Annotated in this window: 11 protein-coding genes; 7 read left to right on the top strand and 4 right to left on the bottom strand. The window is 53.7% G+C overall.

Going from position 1 to position 16,962, the window contains the following annotated elements; genetic code table 11:
* Positions 1-370: 370 nt before the first annotated feature.
* Entirely contained in the window at positions 371-901 is a 531-nt protein-coding gene (locus tag LDB05_RS01520) for a hypothetical protein (RefSeq protein WP_226006167.1), read from the bottom strand.
* A 434-nt stretch (positions 902-1,335) separates the two neighbouring features.
* Between LDB05_RS01520 and LDB05_RS01515 the strand changes: the two genes are divergently transcribed.
* The 7 genes from LDB05_RS01515 to LDB05_RS01485 all read left to right on the top strand — a co-directional run bounded on the left by LDB05_RS01515 (position 1,336) and on the right by LDB05_RS01485 (position 10,631).
* A complete protein-coding gene (locus tag LDB05_RS01515; protein ID WP_226006166.1) occupies positions 1,336-2,370 on the top strand; it encodes a glycosyltransferase family 2 protein in 1,035 nt (344 codons plus the stop codon).
* Positions 2,351-3,478, top strand: a complete 1,128-nt coding sequence (locus tag LDB05_RS01510) for a glycosyltransferase family 4 protein (RefSeq protein ID WP_226006165.1) — start codon at positions 2,351-2,353, stop codon at positions 3,476-3,478. Before LDB05_RS01515 ends, LDB05_RS01510 begins: the two co-directional genes overlap by 20 nt.
* 168 nt (positions 3,479-3,646) lie before the next feature.
* Positions 3,647-5,188 carry a flippase gene (locus tag LDB05_RS01505; protein ID WP_226006164.1) on the top strand — a complete coding sequence of 514 codons (1,542 nt, stop codon included), beginning with the start codon at positions 3,647-3,649 and terminating at the stop codon, positions 5,186-5,188.
* Between the two features lie 158 nt (positions 5,189-5,346).
* Positions 5,347-6,276, top strand: a complete 930-nt coding sequence (locus LDB05_RS01500) for a glycosyltransferase family 2 protein (RefSeq protein ID WP_226006163.1) — start codon at positions 5,347-5,349, stop codon at positions 6,274-6,276.
* Between the two features lie 238 nt (positions 6,277-6,514).
* Complete coding sequence (locus LDB05_RS01495) at positions 6,515-7,165, top strand: FkbM family methyltransferase (protein WP_226006162.1); 651 nt, start codon at positions 6,515-6,517, stop codon at positions 7,163-7,165.
* Positions 7,166-7,551: 386 nt separating this feature from the next.
* On the top strand, positions 7,552-8,334 hold the full coding sequence (locus LDB05_RS01490; protein ID WP_226006161.1) for a LamG domain-containing protein: 783 nt from the start codon (positions 7,552-7,554) through the stop codon (positions 8,332-8,334).
* A complete protein-coding gene (locus LDB05_RS01485; protein ID WP_226006160.1) occupies positions 8,331-10,631 on the top strand; it encodes a glycosyltransferase family 39 protein in 2,301 nt (766 codons plus the stop codon). Before LDB05_RS01490 ends, LDB05_RS01485 begins: the two co-directional genes overlap by 4 nt.
* A gap of 237 nt (positions 10,632-10,868) precedes the next feature.
* Here the strand turns inward: LDB05_RS01485 and LDB05_RS01480 are convergent, their stop codons facing one another.
* The 3 genes from LDB05_RS01480 to LDB05_RS01470 all read right to left on the bottom strand — a co-directional run bounded on the left by LDB05_RS01480 (position 10,869) and on the right by LDB05_RS01470 (position 16,947).
* Positions 10,869-12,656 (bottom strand): glycosyltransferase family 39 protein, encoded by a 1,788-nt coding sequence (locus LDB05_RS01480; protein WP_226006159.1) that lies wholly within the window; start codon positions 12,654-12,656, stop codon positions 10,869-10,871.
* A gap of 542 nt (positions 12,657-13,198) precedes the next feature.
* Positions 13,199-14,182 carry an SDR family NAD(P)-dependent oxidoreductase gene (locus tag LDB05_RS01475; RefSeq protein ID WP_226007855.1) on the bottom strand — a complete coding sequence of 328 codons (984 nt, stop codon included), beginning with the start codon at positions 14,180-14,182 and terminating at the stop codon, positions 13,199-13,201.
* A gap of 1,523 nt (positions 14,183-15,705) precedes the next feature.
* Complete coding sequence (locus LDB05_RS01470) at positions 15,706-16,947, bottom strand: acyl-CoA dehydrogenase family protein (protein ID WP_226006158.1); 1,242 nt, start codon at positions 16,945-16,947, stop codon at positions 15,706-15,708.
* Positions 16,948-16,962: the final 15 nt, after the last annotated feature.

Here is a 16,962-nt window from a genome sequence, read left to right as displayed (position 1 = left end):
TGCGCACAAACAAAGAGTGGCCGTCAACGCTGATTTTATCAAAGGCGGGAAAACGAAAACGATCGATTACTGCACAAGCGTCACCGACACTAGATAACAAGGCACAGGTATAGGAAAACAATATTTACTCGGCTACCCAGTGTCTATGATACTTCAACACCACGTCCATCCTGCCGTAGAGTAGAGTACGCTGGAGGAAGCGAGCACGAAACTAAACTCTTCCTCGGGACTGCTTGCGGTGTGAACACCCTGCCGTCACGCCAACGGAGTAATGGAAACTAAGTTCGACCACTGGCAGAAACTGGCCGAACAGTGGTGGCCCACTCCACCAGTCAGAGATGCGGTGGACGCACGAGAATAGCCGTCCGCTCTAACTACCACTCTTCTGCTCCGTAAATGTAGGATGCACTGTTCGATCGGACGGTTTGTCCGACTTAGCCACCTGATCTGAGGTGGTGATTTCGAATGTGTGATTATTTGAAGCGTACGCTGTTCCGAGATCATCAGACGGCCACGTATCCACTGGTGGAGTGTAGCTCTCGTTGACTTGATCTGTGATGAGCGCGACCTGGGCGTCGTACTCGTTGGTATCGAATGCCGTCGCGTTCAGCGTGATCGTGTACGTAATTGTTTGTGACGTCTCCCTGTCTGCTAGGCTACCGACTTCGTAGCCTGCAGCACCGACTTCATAGCCAGCACCGGCAGTCTGTTGGGGAGTAGTTTCGTCCCCAATCTCGAGTGTTGGATCGAGTTTTTGCTCGTCTATCTCCGTTGAATTTGAGACATTCGTAACCGGCGTCCCGTCGAACGTAAATACCTGCTCTAATCGATTACCGCTTTGGTCGGTGATCGTCAGTAGGTGCCCTTCTGCGTCAGGCTCCGTGTCGTGTTCAATCGTCACATTGAGGGTAACAGTCCCATCTCGCTCAACCTCTTCGTCACCGGTGAGCGTGGTTACAACGCCACTGCCAGACGTACTAGCGACCGTGAGCCCAACAATGACAACTGTGGTAATCGCTAAGGACAGCCCTTTCGTCTGGGCACTTTCACTAATAGGAATGATCGAACGTGCTGTTCTCCGCACTTGCGCTCTCAGATTTAGTCTCATCGTACACCTGTGCGAAGCGGACCAGAGTATTGAAAAGGAGGAAATGTATCACCAAGTAAACGACCACTGTCGTTACGTGGTTGCCCATCAGCGTCTGAATCAATTTTCTGTTTCCTTCTCCTGCTGGTCGGTTCCGTTGACAATACTGGCTTAGATCTTTAGTTTCACTGTTAACCAACGAAACGATCGCGGACTTATCTGTAGTCACTGACCGAGGTATTGGCAATATGGTGGTATCTGTAGTGCTACCCGCCTACAATGAACGAGAGAATCTCCGGCGTATCTACGAAGAGACGCGAGATGTGTTGACCGGGATAAACCGTCAGTGGGAACTGATCTTTGTCGATGACGGCTCAACTGATGGGAGCTATGATGTCCTCCGGTCAATTCACGAGAGCGATGACCGTGTCGTGGTGGTGAAATTTGGCGGGAATTTCGGCCAAAGTGCTGCACTTGACGCGGGCCTACGCTACGCCCGTGGGGACATAATCGTCACTCTGGACGCTGATGGCCAGAACGATCCTACGGACATTCCGCGACTTATCGACGCATTAGAGCATGAGAACCTTGATTGTGTTGTCGGCTGGCGGCGTGACAGAGAAGATCCATGGGGAAAGACGATTTCCTCAGCGGTGGCACGCATGCTGCGTCAGGCCCTGCTCGGCACGGATCTCCACGATTTCGGGTGTACCCTAAAAGCGTTCCGTCGGGAGGCGGCCACAGCTATCCGACTCACCGGCGAGATGCATCGATATATCCCACCTCTCCTCACTTGGCGAGGATTCAGCGTCGGTGAACTGGAAGTCACCCACCGCGAGCGTGAGAATGGCAAGACCAAATACGGCTGGCGACGCCTTCCGAAGGGATTTCTTGATATGCTGAATGTCTGGTTCTGGCAGAAGTACTCTGCACGACCACTACATATCTTCGGGGGAATCGGCATCCTTACCGGGAGCATCGGTATCCTGAGTGGATTGTATTCGGTGTATCTGAAGATACTTCACACCGTGAGCCTCTCCGACACTGCATTACCACTGTTTGCTGTCTTCATGTGCCTACTCGGCATCCAGTTCTTTATTTCAGGAATCCTAGCTGACATCGGTATTAAGAATTACTTCACAGTCCAGCAGGAGGACGCCTACCGCGTAACAGCAGTACTCACCGGCGATGAAGTTGCTGAGCCGGTTGAAGCAGAACCACCAGTGACGATGCCGGACCAGTTCCCGAGGGAGAGGGGAGAAAATGCGCATTCTGACGCTTAATTACGAGTTCCCACCACTCGGTGGTGGAGCAGCACCGGTCACTGAATCACTCGCTTCGACTCTCGTCGAACACGGTCATGTGGTAGATGTTGTCACAATGAAGTATGGTGAACTGCCGAGAAAGGAGCGGAAACACGGTATCGATGTCTACCGGGTCCCTGCGCTTCGTCAGTCACAATCGATGTCACGGCCTCACGAAATGTTGAGCTATCTTCCGTCCGGGTTCGTGAAAGCACGCCAATTGCTGGCCGAGCACACCTATGATGCTATCCACGCACATTTTATTATTCCAACTGGAATCCTTGCATACTCACTAAGCAGCTTCTACGATATACCGTACTTTATCACTGCACACGGTTCTGACGTTCCAGGGTACAACCCGGATCGATTTAGCCGGCTTCATCAGGTTCTGGGACCAATTTGGCGGCGCGTCGCCACAGAGGCAGACTGTATCGTCTCACCCTCACGCTATCTCGCTGACCGAGTCCAGTCGGCAGGTACAGACCTCTCTATCGAGATTATTCCAAACGGCTTCGACTACGGGGCATACGATGCAAATAGAGCGACCGAAGAACGCATTCTTCTCACTAGCCGCCTCTTTGAACGGAAAGGAGTCCAACACTTCCTTGAGACGCTCACCACCGTTGATACCGACTGGGAAGTTGTCATCACTGGCGAAGGTCCCTATAAGGACACCCTGGAGCAACTAGCTAATCGGCTTGACCTCACCGTTGCCTTTCCTGGCTGGGTCGAACGGGAGACACTTATGACTCTGCTCGAAACATCTGCGATATACGTATTCCCGTCAAGTCACGAGAACTGTCCGGTAGCGTTACAAGAGGCGATGGCGGCAGGAACTGCAATCATTGCGTCGAAGTACAGCGGGACTGCGGAAGTCATTGGGAATGCAGGACTGACCGTCGATCCAGAGAATATTCCCGCTTTTAGAAATGCACTCAATCAGCTACTCCGTGATCCTGACATGCGAACCCGGTTGCAACACCAAGCACGGAATCGAGTCGAAGAGAAGTACGATTGGGACTGGGTCGGCGGTCAGTATGAACAGCTATTGAGCGACAGCCAGCGACACACGTTAGGCACGTTATGATAAGGACTACCAATTACAAAAATGAGGTACATAATTCCTCCATTCTCTATCGAACTGTACAGTGAAGAGACAGAGGCCTTCGCAGCGTGGCGTATAGCCCTCTTCAACACATTTTTGAGCGGAACATTGTCGGATGTGAGTTCGACTGAGAGCAGGACCATATAAGAGATGACCGGTAAAAACAATAATCCAAACACAGTCACCGACGCGCTCGAGACCGTTAGTGCGGGGGGATTACTCGTATTCGGCGGGAAAGTGATCGCGCTTGGCTTTGGGTTTCTCACGCAACTGGTGATGGCTCGATGGCTTCTGCCGCCCGCGTATGGAAGCGTGATTCTTACACTCGCAGTGGTCTCGGTCGCAACGATGCTTGCGACGCTCGGACTTGACGAAGGGATGACACGAAAGGTTCCCGAGTATGAGGAGGAAGACGCCAAAGTCTACGGCGTCGTCCGAGCAGGACTTCGGATCGGAGTGATATCAGGGCTTGTGATCGCCACGGGTATCGTCATCGTCTCCGAACCAGTGGCTGTTCGACTCTTTCAGAATCCATCGCTCACCCGCTTACTTCGGATTGGCGCGGTTAGCATTCCGTTTCTGGTCGTTGGAAAGATCGCTCTTAACGTCGCACGAGGGTTGCGATCCGCCCGCCCGTATGCCTATATCTACGAGATCCTCCGTCCGACTGCTCGCTTTGTATTTATTAGTGGACTCGTACTTGCCGGGTTCGGCGCCGTCGGCGCGGTGACCGGACAAATCATTGCGCTCACGGTGACCGGAATCGGTGGGATTGTGTTTACTTATCGTATGCTCCCATCGTGGGAGGAGGTTACGCCGGACAGAATGGCCCGGCCGTTACTAGCGTTTTCTCTTCCATTGGTCGCCATGGAAGGAATGAACTACCTCATCATTCACACGGATACCTTCATGATCGGATATTATCTCTCCTCTGAACAAGTCGGTATCTACAATATCGCATTTCAGCTCCGGATGGCACTCATCACTGTCATCGTCGCAAGCGGATTCCTGTTATCACCAGTGATAGCCCATCTGGATGTCTCTGGAAAGCGGACAGAGCTTCAGATCGTCTATCGAGTCATCACGAAGTGGGCAGTCTTTGTCACGCTCCCACCATTTTTCGTTCTCTTCGTCTTTCCCGAACCAGTTCTTGGAACTCTGTTTGGCGACGGATACATCGACGGTGCAATCTCGCTCCGGGTCTTGGTCCTTGGAGCGGTTCTCTCCGTCGCGATGGGGGCGACCTCCCAATCGTTGATTGGCTTAGAAAAAAATCGCACCGTGCTGTATACGACCGGATCGGCGGCAATAGTCAATCTCGTTTTGAACGCGCTCTTAATCCCCGTGTTCGGCCTGCTGGGTGCAGCGATTGCATCAACATCGGCTATCGTGCTGAAGAACGCAGCCAACTTGGCGGTTCTCTACCAGAATTTCCGAATTATTCCCCTTTCACAGGGCGGGATGAGAGCAAGTTTAATGGGATTTCTAACTGGGAGCGCCGGGTATCTCCTGATCGACTTAGGGGATGTCTCGGGCGCGCTTGTTTCGATCGTCTGGGTCATGTTGTATCCTATGCTGATTCTTTGCTTCCACGGTATTGGACCTGAAGACGTGCGATTCCTCGCTCGAGTCGAGGAACGGACCGGGCGGACATTTCCGTTACTTCATCGTTACATAGACTCCTCCGAGTAATTCTTAGGGATAAGCGCTGAGTGGAACTGCTGTCGGTGTCGAGCGGAGATACTATCCTGGTTCCCCAATTTAGAATTGGTGATAAGATACTGTTACCCTGATCCGGCGATAGAAACGATACGCCTGTTTTTCCTTAAGAATAGCCGTCCACTAGGTGGATGCACTCCGATTCCGGAATCACAATCGGCCTGAAGACCTTCCTCCGGCCGGACAAGTTGCGAACGTGTTTGGCCTCGATCCGTGACCTGCCTGTCCCCCCGGAGGATATCATCATTGCGGATGATAGTCCTCAAAAGGAATACAACCGAGATATCTACGCTCAGTTCAAGTCTGATCTTCCCTTGACGATCGTGGATCTCAAACCCGACGCTGGACTTGCCACTGGACGAAATCGGATTCTCGACCAGACGGAGACCGACTATTTACTACTGATTGATGACGACCATTACCTCTCTGAGAATATTTTCCGTCTAAAAAATGTCCTTGAAAATGACCCATCGCTTGGCGGTGTTGCGGCCTCATGGCTCGAAAACGGAACTCACGTGGTCGGTGCTGCCGACATCCGTATCGTGGATGACTGGGTCATTGTCGACGTGTTTGACAAAAAGCAGGCCATCACCGACGAAGCAGGAGTGACGTATTTCAAATACGATTTTATACCGAACAGTACGCTGTTTCGAACGGAAGTGTTCGACGCATATTGCTGGGACGAAGCCTACGTTATCGACGGTGAACACGTGGATTTCTTTCTCGGGCATGCATTGCAGACTGACTGGGAGTTTGCCATCTCTCCGGAGATCCAAGTGACGCACGATCCAGGGCCGGGAGTCATGCGGGAATACGCAGAGCACCGGATGAGCGACCAGAAGCGGCGGCAAAGCCGGGAGTACTTCGCAAAGAAGTGGGATGTCCAGGGGTATCTGATCCGGGAATACCATAGCACCGAGTACGGCAACAGGGTCACCGAACTCGCTGCACGTACACTGTACAAGCTTCCGCCAAGCATACACTGGGAACTCAAACAACGCGGGCATCTTGATCGCGCGAAAACAGTCCTCGAAACGGTCACCAGTTTCTCCGTGAACTGAATGCGATATTCAGGAGTCCCTATGGTTCAGAATACAGAGCCAACGTCTTCAATTAGTAGCACTGGGATGGACAATGACTGAAAGATCCGTATTTGATCGGACGAAAGAGGTATATCGACGGAGGGGATTGCGTGGACTTGGTGGTCAAGCGTGGGATCGACTTCTTCGAACGGCCCCAGCCGCCTCTGGACTCCAAATACTGACTACCATTTTGCCCAATGTCCTAACCCACCGTGATGTGAAAATAGATTTACAGAACGCAGAGATATCCCCACTGATACAACTCGAGATTGCGCGTGGGCGCTATGAAGCGGACGAGGCAGACGCGATCGATGCCTATATTACACCGGAGCAGGACGTGATTGAACTCGGTGGCTGTGTCGGCTTCACAGCGTGTTATACGAATCAGAAACTGGCACCTGACTCGACACATATCGTGGTAGAACCGAACAAGCACCTCATCCCGATCTTAGAACGTAATCGGGACCTGAATAACTGTGATTTTCAAGTCATTCATGCCGCCTATTCACCTACGCGCGAACCGGTCTCGCTTACGGTTCCCGACGAAGAGTGGAGTGGCAGCCTTCACCAGACCGAAGGAAGTACCCAGACTGTGGATTCGCTGTCATTTAGTTCGCTTATAAGTGAATTTGACTTATCAAACGTTATGCTGCTTGTAGACATTGAAGGTAGCGAATACGACTTGATTTCTCAGGAATTAGCTGCTCTTGAGGCTCACTGTGATGTGCTTCTCATCGAGTTTCACGATCAGAGGCGGGAATTCAAGGATCTTGCCGATAAAATTCGCTCGGCACGGAACACGCTTGCCTCATCATCGTTTATGTGCGTTGAAGAAATGTCGGATGTCGCAGTCTACCGAGGGAATTAACTTCCAGAGTTGTCAAATTACCAATCATCTTCTTGTTCTCACCCCAAGAAAAAGTGTGAGAGTGAGGAAATCACTTATTGAACTGAAATAGGCCTGACATCCTCTTTAGAAACAGACATCTATAGTACAGAGTCACTTATTTCCTTATTTGGAATACATATCTTCTGGTAGTGTAGGAGACTGTATCGTTGTCAACTCTAACTTGCGATTTTTGGATCGCCATTAACCGGCGAAACAATCTTAGGTATATCTGTACTCTGTGATGCCCTGTGGAAGTATGACTGCGTGGATAGTATTAGCGGGCGATCGGCTCTTGAAGGAGGGACAATCCGTAACACACATTTCAGCGCCAAGACTGACTGGAAGTCACTCAAAAGTCGTTCCACATGAGCGTAATTAAATCGGCATCGTTGATCTTTCTCATATTATCTACGGCGATATTTCTTGTTGGATTCACTCACTATTCGAATACTGTGGACCTCAGCGAAGACCTCGTACTCCATTACGAATTTACTGGGTCGTACGAAGACGGTGATCGAATCGAGGATCTGAGCCCGGCAGCAAGCAATGCTACGTTCGTAGGGGAAAAACCAAATCAGACAAACCGTTCTCCTGGCTCTCTTTCCTTTTCCGAAGAGTCGGGCTACATCCACGTCCAATTAGATAACGAATTGAGCGGTGATTTTACGCTCACGACCACAGTTCAGAATAAGTATCACAAATACTATGCAGGGATCATCGCCGGTAAATCATGGCAACTTGTCGCCCCCTATGGAAAGTACGAATTCAGTGCTGGGGATACAACACTTCAGTACGACGTGGACAACCACGGTGCGTGGCACCACTTAGCTGTCGTCCATCGGGATGGCACCACCAGACTCTACGTCGATGGGGAATTAGTAGAGTCCAAGTCGGGGGGCAGTATTCCGACGGAGGACACGCTCTTTATTGGACAACGGCCTGGAGGATATCCCTATCAGGGGCAAATTGGTGAGATAACACTTCATGAGAGAGCACTCACTACTGAAGAAATCCGAGGAATGTACACTGACCAACAAACAATCAGGCCCATCATTTATTCTGACGCATTTCGGACGGGAACCGTTCTCGTCTTACTGAGTTTGGTAGTCTTTCTAGCCCAGTTAGAGAGTCGGATTCGATCACCATGAGCAAAAATCAGCAACAGTTGAAGCTAGACGCACTCATCGTCACTACGGCACGTATGCTCGTGGCCAGCTACCTTGCTATTGGTGTACTGAAATGGGTAGGTGGAATACAACCAAAAATCTATCTCAACATACGGTTATTCTTCTTAGTAACGTTTATCGCTGGTCTTGCAGGCGTGTTCATCCACTACTACTCATCGCTACAAATCTTGTGGAAGGAAAGAGAGCGTCTCCTCCTAGGAGCGTTGCCGATAGCAAACACTGACATACTCACATATATTGCACGCAATTTACTTATATTATTAATTATATCGTATTTATTATCATTAAAATACTCAATTTTGTTCTACATAAATATACCGCTCCTCTACGGTGTAACAGTACTATCAGTCGCAGTAACGTTGGCTCTACGGGGCGACCGTACCGCAAAACGTGTAACGAAAGGTGGTGGGCTTGTGCTAGGGACCCTTCTCTTACTCAATCCGTTATTCGATAGCCTCACGTTCGTTGCCCAGCCAGGGATTGCTGTGCTGGCGGTGGTATTTGTTGGATTGAATATTTGGGACCGTCAATATTACTCAGAGCGGTCGAATCTCACCGAGCAGCAGAACCAGCAGACGTGGCATTTTGTCTGCCTCTCTCTGCTCACTGGGCTGGCAGCGGCGGTCTTTTTTTACCGACTTGGGAAAATCTCGTTTATCGGTGATGAATTCCAGACGATTTCTGCTGCCGCTGGCTACTATCACACTGGTGAATTCTATCTCTGGGATTGGATCGCTTCCGAACCGACTCCTGTCCTCTATGATCGCGCGTGGCCCCACACCGTCTTCATCGCTGGATCGTACGTCGTCTTCGGGATCTCTGAATGGGCAGCGCGAGTTCCATCCGCGATCGCCGGTGTGTTCTCTGTTCTATTAACCTACTATGTTGTCGCCTACTTCACTGAACGGCAGTGGATCGCTCTTCTCACCAGTGCCTCGCTTTTCCTCTATCCATCCGTGACCTTTTACTTCCGCTGGGCCAGAATGTATTCATTGGTGATTCCTCTCTTTCTCTTGCTAATTTATCTCAGCCATCGAATAATGACTGGGGAAAACACGATAGATTTCCGCAAGAAGCCAATCAATGACTTTGTGAACACTTGGCTCAATTTCGATATCAAACTAGCTGTTCTAACACTTCCAGTCCTCTATTTGGGATACAGTGTCCACATAAATACATTATTTGTTCTCCCAGCTGCATATCTGTTCGTTCTATACAAGACCATAACGACTCAAGAGAGAAAGTATCTCCTTGCAGCCTCCGGAGGGATGCTCGGTCTCTGTGTAGTATCACTGATAGTTACGTTTACAGATCGTCTGGCCTTTCTTCCCTATTACCTCTCCTATTTCGGCCGGGAGAATATCATCTATTTCAACTATCTGCTTCGATTCCCGTTTGGGCGCTCTCTCGGGGTTGTCTTCGTCCTCTTCGGCTTGTTTTCTATTCACGTAACGCGGGACGAGCCTGTACGGTCGAAACTCATGTATTTGTACATTACGTGCAGCTTTTCATTGATTTTCCTCATGTATGTCGCTGATAGATACGCGAGTTTTGCGTACATTGTTCACATCGTACCTCTAGCCCTGATCCTACTGATATTTGGCACTCATGAATTCATCTCCATCTTTGACTCACCGCTCATCAGATACGTGTTAGTTGGGTTGTTGGTTCTTAATCTCGCGTCACCCCTTGCTCCCGGACCAGAGAGCGACACACTGTGGGACCTGTACACCGATGATGACGAGGAATACTCGGCTGCCTATGAGACAATAGAGACAAACTATGATGCGAGCGAGGAGGCCATATTCGGTCAATATTTACGAGGATATTATCTTCAAGATGTAAATGACAACGCCACCGTAGTCGATATGGAAAGTCATCAACAATATTCCCCGACGCAATTTTATCGCGATCTCCTCCAGTATGGGTCTGGTTGGATAACCTGGGAAACACGAAAGAGCTACCACATTGATCCCGCGATCCGAAATTATATCTCCAGACACTTTGAAAAATATCATGGCGAAGGTATTGATGAGACATCTGTAGAAGTTTATTACTTTAATCAGAGTATGATAAATAAAACAGAACTAAACACAAGGAGATCCATTTCTCCGCTAGTTGCTCCTGACTCCATAGATGTTCACACAGCCTACACGGATTACTCAGTTGAGGAACTGGATGCCGTTTCCAACTTTGGTCATGGACGACTCTCTTGCGAAGGCGCAATCCGCAATCAATGTCTCCAAGCCAGTCTATAGAGGTGGGCGCTCAAATCTAAATATGGCTGGTTGGGCTCTTGCAGCGTGTACGAGACACCGTCGCGCGGAAGTTGCCAATTGAGAGCCGAGGTTCGCCCTCTCAGCCACGTTCCCGTAGCTCAAAACGGGATCGGAGGTTCCCCGGTGCCATTTAGTACAACTCTAATTCACAGGATATAATAATAATTCGGAGCATATGTTCGTCCAGTGCTGGCATTAGGGCGGACGAGCAGAGGATTATGATCGGACGGTGAAAGGCGCAGTATCGTCTCTCTCTCGGGACTCAGAGAAATTCCACTGATAGACATCGACTGATCCAGAATGCTTTTGGGGGAGGTTTTGGATCATCGCCTGCGTGTCTGGGGACAGTCGCGCAAAGGCGATCTCGTCAATGATGATCCATCCACGTTCGTGGTTCTCCATCACGGTCTGTAAGTCGTCTGCTGATGTCACCGGCTCAGCCCCCGCATACCGTTCCTCACCGTTCACGGTCCACCGATTCCCGTTTCCGAGTAGGTCGTGTGCCAGCCAGTAGTCGACACCCCCACTATAGTACAGCCCTGGCGCAGTCCATCCAGCAGCGATGACATCGCTAGGTGTGTGGTGCTCGTTCACGTACCCGTATGCCTCCGCAAACTCCGGCTGTGGCGCGTTGGGACCAAGGTCATACGTCGCCTGTGGCATGACAGTGACGCCACCACCGCTGGCCAGCACTGTCAGGAGCCCAAGTGCAACGACGAGCGTCACTTCGCCTCTGCTCTGACCCGACGTAATCCTGTGTCCGCAGCCACTACTTGGTCGTACGCGCCGATCGACTACTGCAATTCCCTCGAGTACCAGGGTGGCAACGTACTCGACCGTCACGGCCGCCCACACGAACCAGATCGGGACGCCGAAGTAGAGATACCGAGTTGCGTAGAGCTCAGTGTGAAAACTCAGCACCCACAGAGGGGGCCCAACCGCGAGTACGAGTACGGTTCCAGCGCGATACCACCCGCGGTAGAACGTCAGTGCGGTACCGAGCAGTCCGAGATAGAAGATCCCTTGGAGGTTGGCAGCCAGCCACTCAGCATAGGCCAGCGCGTAGTTCCCGTCTATCGTCGCGATGGTCGCAGTGGAACTCACGAAGGCCCCGAATACGAGTTCAACCACAACGAGAAGCACGAGCGTGCCCATGAGAAAGCCACCCGCTGTACGACGCGTGAATTGCCGATCGAGGCTGCCTCTAATGGCAAGGTACACGACGGTAATCGGAGGGAGAACGTACCCAATCCGATGGGTCAGCATGGCGCCCGCACTGACACCGGCCAGTGTGACACCGGTCCTGACATCGTCGAACCACGTCCGGCCAACGTCGAGGAGCAACACGATCGAGAGCGTATAGAGGAGTTGAAACAGCTGGTACATTCTGGCCTGGCGGCTCCAGGCGAGCTCCCACGTTGCGAAGGTCAGCAGTGTGGCTGCCAGGAGTCCAACCCGCGCTCCGCCGGTCTTCTTGCCGAGCCAGTACGTTGCGGCGATGGTGATCACACCAGCGACGACCGACGGGAGCCGCGCGGCCGCCTCGCCACTGCCCAGGAGTGCCATCGACGCGGCCACCATAAGAGTGTGGGGAAGCGCTCGCCAGTAGGTGTAGCCCGACGGAAACGTCGGCTGGCCCGTCTCCAGGATCGCGATGGCGGCGTTCGCCGATATCGCCTCGTCGAACCAGAAGCTCTGGACGCCGAGCGCGTACCCCCGGAGCACACCGCCGACAAGCAACAACCCGAGCAGCCCCACCACGATCCCGGGTGACCGTGGGGGTCGCGCCGACCGCGTTATCGCCACAGAAGTAGGCTCGGCTGCGGAGCCGTAGTGGCGCATCACCGTCACGACAATGAACGCCCCACACACGGCCAGCGTCATCCAGCCCAGTGGCACAGGAGGTGTGCTGTCTCCAACGGCCGCAAACGCGAGTCCCCCTACTGTCACGGCGAGTAAATAGTGCGCAACAGTTCTGCCCACCGATTGGTACTCCAAGCCCATCACTCCCTCTTCCACGGCGAGCCTTTAGACCTTACCCGGTACCCGTCGCTCCTGTACGTCCCGGTTGTGAGACTAGGAAGTGGGAGGGCTTATCACTGGTCGCACCATATACTGCTGACGAGCCGAACGTGGTCTGCCAAGTCGGGACAGGCCACTGCCACCAGTCATGGGACTGGCTGGCCGAGAGTGAGTAATCATGCCGATCTCGGGCGACCCATCACACCCGGCCTTGGGGCCGGTTCCTAGTACACAGGGTATATACGGCTGTCAGTAGAAGTCATGCCAAGCGACGGCGTTCCTCGCGCGAGATGGCCAGCCGCAGGGGTTAATCCGTCTCACTGAGCCGCCAGCCGACGGCTGCCATCGCGAGTGATCGCCCACTCAGGACTCACGTCGACACACGAGGATGGGTGAGCGATATCGATCGGGGCCTGGCGGCTGAGTACAGTGAGGCGGTTGTTCGCCACCAGAAACAGTGAGTGCGAGCGCGAACTCACCGCTAGCACTGCCCGCTTCGTGTCCGCGGTCGGGGTTCGACGCAATCAGGACTGCCTGACGAGGGGTTCATACCACTCGCGGTTCCGTCGATACCAGTCGACGAACGACGAGACACCCTCTCGAATCGATACCGACGGATCGTAATCGATCACCGCCCTGGCCTTCGATACGTCAGCATGGGTATGGCGGGCGTCCGCAGCCACCGGTTCGGTGTATTCGAGGGCAAATTCGCTGTCCGTCACCTTGGCGATGTGTTCGGCAAGTTCGACGATCGTAATATTGTCGCTCGAGCCGATATTCAGCACCTCACCGTCGGCCGCATCCGTCTCAAGCAGTGCGAGGTTAGCGTCAACGACGTCGTCGATGTGAGTGAAATCGCGGCTCTGTCGTCCATCACCGTATATTTCCATTGGCTCGCCCTCGAGACACTTAGCAGTGAAATTCGTAATCGCCATGTTCGGTCGCATCCGCGGGCCGTACACGGTGAAGTACCGCAAACTCACCGTCGGAACGTCGTAGATATCATGCCAGACGCGGCAGTAGTGTTCTCCTGTCAGCTTCGTGACGGCGTACGGGCTTCGGGGGCGGAGCCGTTCGTCTTCCTTGTAAGGAAGACTGGAGGCGTCGCCGTACACGGAGGACGATGAGGCATTGATGAGACGGTCAACACCATGGTCGGCTGCAGCCTGCAACACCGTCACTAGGCCGGTCGTGTTGATTCGGTGGGCCTTGTGTGGGTTTTTGACACTCGCACGGACACCAGCCTGTGCGGCCTTATGATAGATTACGTCCACATCGTGATGGGTTATGGTTTCGCGGATCGTCTGCTCGTCAGTGATTGACCCCTCGACGAAGGCGAATCGCTCACCACCTGCGTCGGAACACCGTTGTACGTTGTGTCGCTTGATCGCCGGATCGTAGTACGAATCAAGGACATCGAGCGTAACGACGTGATGTCCCTGCTCAAGCAACCGGTCGGCTATGTGCGAGCCGATAAACCCCGCCCCGCCGGTGACGAGTACGTTCATGGCTGTTTGACCCGTGGCCCGGCGGATACGTCGGCCATCATTTGGGTGCTGGTGAGTGACACCTGTGGGGAGGGCAGCGCTGGCTGTCTCCGTCGTCCGTGTTCGGATGTTCCATCTCGTCGATCGTAGTTGATCATACGCTGAATCCCACACCAACGACCCATATGATGCTTCCATACGTCCACAATACGCACTTACAGCCAGCGTGACCAGTAGTAGACGCCTTGCTTCGGTGACTACCATTTATAAACAAAACATACACGCGGAGAGGGTATCTGAGCAGGCGACAGCACAGTCCCTAGTCTGACGGGAAACACTCGCAGTTGGTGGCGTCCCACATTTGTGACCGCGCCACCTGCGATCGAGTGCACTCAGGCAATCGACGCAGTAGTCACGGCCGACGGTGGTTACGTATGTTTTGGACATCATCTGTGGGTTCGAGTTCGCTGCAGATACTCAACTAACTGGTCATCAATCTTGACACCGGCAACGCCTACAGCTACAACACCGCGATCGAGTTACTCACCGACGCGCTCGACATCAACCTGTACCCCATCATTCAGTACACCGATGCCAACATAACGGCTTCATCTCCTGAGTCGACAAGGAGAACCAAACATAATTTGTCTCACATTTTTCATCGTACTCTTGATCTCAACGGTAGGCAACACCTCACCGCCCAGTGGGCCAGCCATGGTCGTGTCGGCAGAGTGAGTTACCACACACCTGGTCTTCCCTTACGACTGAGTCCAGCGGTGTCGTTGTCTGGCCAGTCAGCAGCGGATTCAGCGTTAGCTGTGACCTCAAGTACTGGTCCAATTAGCGTTTGATGATCGACCACGTCGCAAGTGGCATGGCTTCGTTGATGATTGTCCACTTAAGGAGCACACTCACGAATGTCACGTCCAGAACCATACTCCCTCCTTACACTCTGCACCCATTCGTCACGTCCGCGATCACATAGACGGTGCCGAGTCGACCACGAATTCCACTGTCAACTTCCAGAAACCGATTATCTGATATCGCCAACTTGGATCCACTGTTGCCCCGGTAGAGGTCCAATATATGAGACATGCTATCGCGATTTACGGAAGCGGCGAGGTAGAAATCCCATCAGCGTAAAATGCTTATTCGAAGTCTAACCTACATTATCAATATATTTAAAATTATCAAATCTACTATTCCAGTATCGATTCACATAGGTGGGGGATGAGTTTATTCCGTCCCCACCAAGTGAAACCGTTCCATTGGGAACGAAAGCCCGCCACGCCCGTTCTGCGACGAACGGACGCGAGGAGCGAACGGGCACCGGGATTCGAATGAGAGAACGGCGAGCGGAGCGAGCCGTTCACGTAGTTCGAACCCCGCCGCACCCGGTATCGCGTTCCACTCGAGCAACAACCAGCGACGAGTCTCGAGGATGCCGACCCATCGCGATCTAGACGACTGACCCAAACGAATAATCGGTTCTGATCGGAGACGACACCGACTGACGAGGGAACGGAACGACCGCGGACGCCTCGTCAGTGCCCGCTACTCCGTTCTCGGTTGGGGTCGCCAAAGCGAGTCAGCGGCTCGAGTTCCTCCTCCGGGACGTCTTCGAAAGCTGCACGGGCGATGACGCGGCGGTGGACTTCGTCGGCGCCGTCGACGATGCGGAACTGCCGGACGGATTCGTAGAAGTCGGACAGCGGGAGGTCCTTTCCGATGCCGTTCGCACCGCAACACTGGACGGCGAGATCGATGGCGTCCTGAGTGACGTTCGCGGTGAACACTTTGCACATCGAGACGGGGACGCGGGCCTCGTCGCCGGCGGCGATCCGGTCGGCGGCGTCGCGGATTCCGGTCCGGGCCATGTGGAGTTTCGTCTCGGCGTCGGCGATCCGGTGGCGAAGGGACTGCTTGTCCGAGAGGGTGGAATCGAACCCGCGGCGTTCGCTCGTGTAGGCCTTCGCGATGTCGAGCGAGCGCTGGGCCATGCCGGAATAGCGCATGCAGTGGGTCAGCCGCGCCGGGCCGAGGCGTTCCTGGGCGTGGACGAACCCCTGATTCAGCTCGCCGAGCAGGTGTTCGTCGGGCACGCGAACGTTTTCGTACCGGATTTCGGCGTGGGAGACGCCGTGACCGCCGCCGCCCATGTGGGGAACGTCGCGGATGACGTCGACGCCGTCGGCGTCCGCCGGCACGAGAAAGAGCGAACACCCCTCGTAGGGGTGGGCGTCCGGATCGGTCCGCGCGAGGACGATCAGCACGTCGGCCTCGACGCCCTGCGTGGTCCACCACTTGTGGCCGTCGATGACCCACTCGTCGCCGTCTTTCTCCGCTGTGGTCTGGATCATCTTCGGATCCGAGCCGGCACCCTGCATCGGCTCGGTCATCGAGAAGCCGGACTTGATGTCGCCCGCGACGAGGGGCTCGAGGTACGTTTCCTTCTGTAAATCGTCCCCGGCCAGCTCGAGGAGGTGCATGTTGCCCTCGTCGGGGGCGTCGACGCGCATCGCGACCTGGCCGAGAAGACTGCGGCCCGCTTCCTCGAACGCGGGCAGCGAATCGCGGAAGCTCAGTCCCATGCCACCGTACTCCTCGGGGATCTGTGGTGCGTAGACGTCGTACTCGCGGGCGGCCTCGCGGAGCTCCGCGACGGTGCCGCTCGAGACGGCCATCCCGCCGGCTCGCTCGCGTTCGATCGGGAGGACGACCTCTTCCATCAAGTCGTTGGCACGCTCGGCGACCTCGCGTGCACGGTCACTGTCATTGTATCGCATACCGGAGATAGCCCC

The organism is Natrinema salinisoli (genome assembly GCF_020405205.1).
GTDB lineage: Archaea > Halobacteriota > Halobacteria > Halobacteriales > Natrialbaceae > Natrinema > Natrinema salinisoli.
Note: the sequence above shows the minus strand (reverse complement) of the source record. Positions and strands in the feature narration are given on the sequence as shown.

Bases quoted from the DNA above. Each gene is read 5' to 3' on its own strand.
- LDB05_RS01515 (WP_226006166.1), top strand. From the start codon at position 1,336: ATGGTGGTATCTGTAGTGCTACCCGCCTACAATGAACGAGAGAATCTC.
- LDB05_RS01510 (WP_226006165.1), top strand. From the start codon at position 2,351: ATGCGCATTCTGACGCTTAATTACGAGTTCCCACCACTCGGTGGTGGA.
- LDB05_RS01505 (WP_226006164.1), top strand. From the start codon at position 3,647: ATGACCGGTAAAAACAATAATCCAAACACAGTCACCGACGCGCTCGAG.
- LDB05_RS01500 (WP_226006163.1), top strand. From the start codon at position 5,347: ATGCACTCCGATTCCGGAATCACAATCGGCCTGAAGACCTTCCTCCGG.
- LDB05_RS01490 (WP_226006161.1), top strand. From the start codon at position 7,552: ATGAGCGTAATTAAATCGGCATCGTTGATCTTTCTCATATTATCTACG.
- LDB05_RS01485 (WP_226006160.1), top strand. From the start codon at position 8,331: ATGAGCAAAAATCAGCAACAGTTGAAGCTAGACGCACTCATCGTCACT.
- LDB05_RS01480 (WP_226006159.1), bottom strand. From the start codon at position 12,656: ATGGGCTTGGAGTACCAATCGGTGGGCAGAACTGTTGCGCACTATTTA.
- LDB05_RS01475 (WP_226007855.1), bottom strand. From the start codon at position 14,182: ATGAACGTACTCGTCACCGGCGGGGCGGGGTTTATCGGCTCGCACATA.
- LDB05_RS01470 (WP_226006158.1), bottom strand. From the start codon at position 16,947: ATGCGATACAATGACAGTGACCGTGCACGCGAGGTCGCCGAGCGTGCC.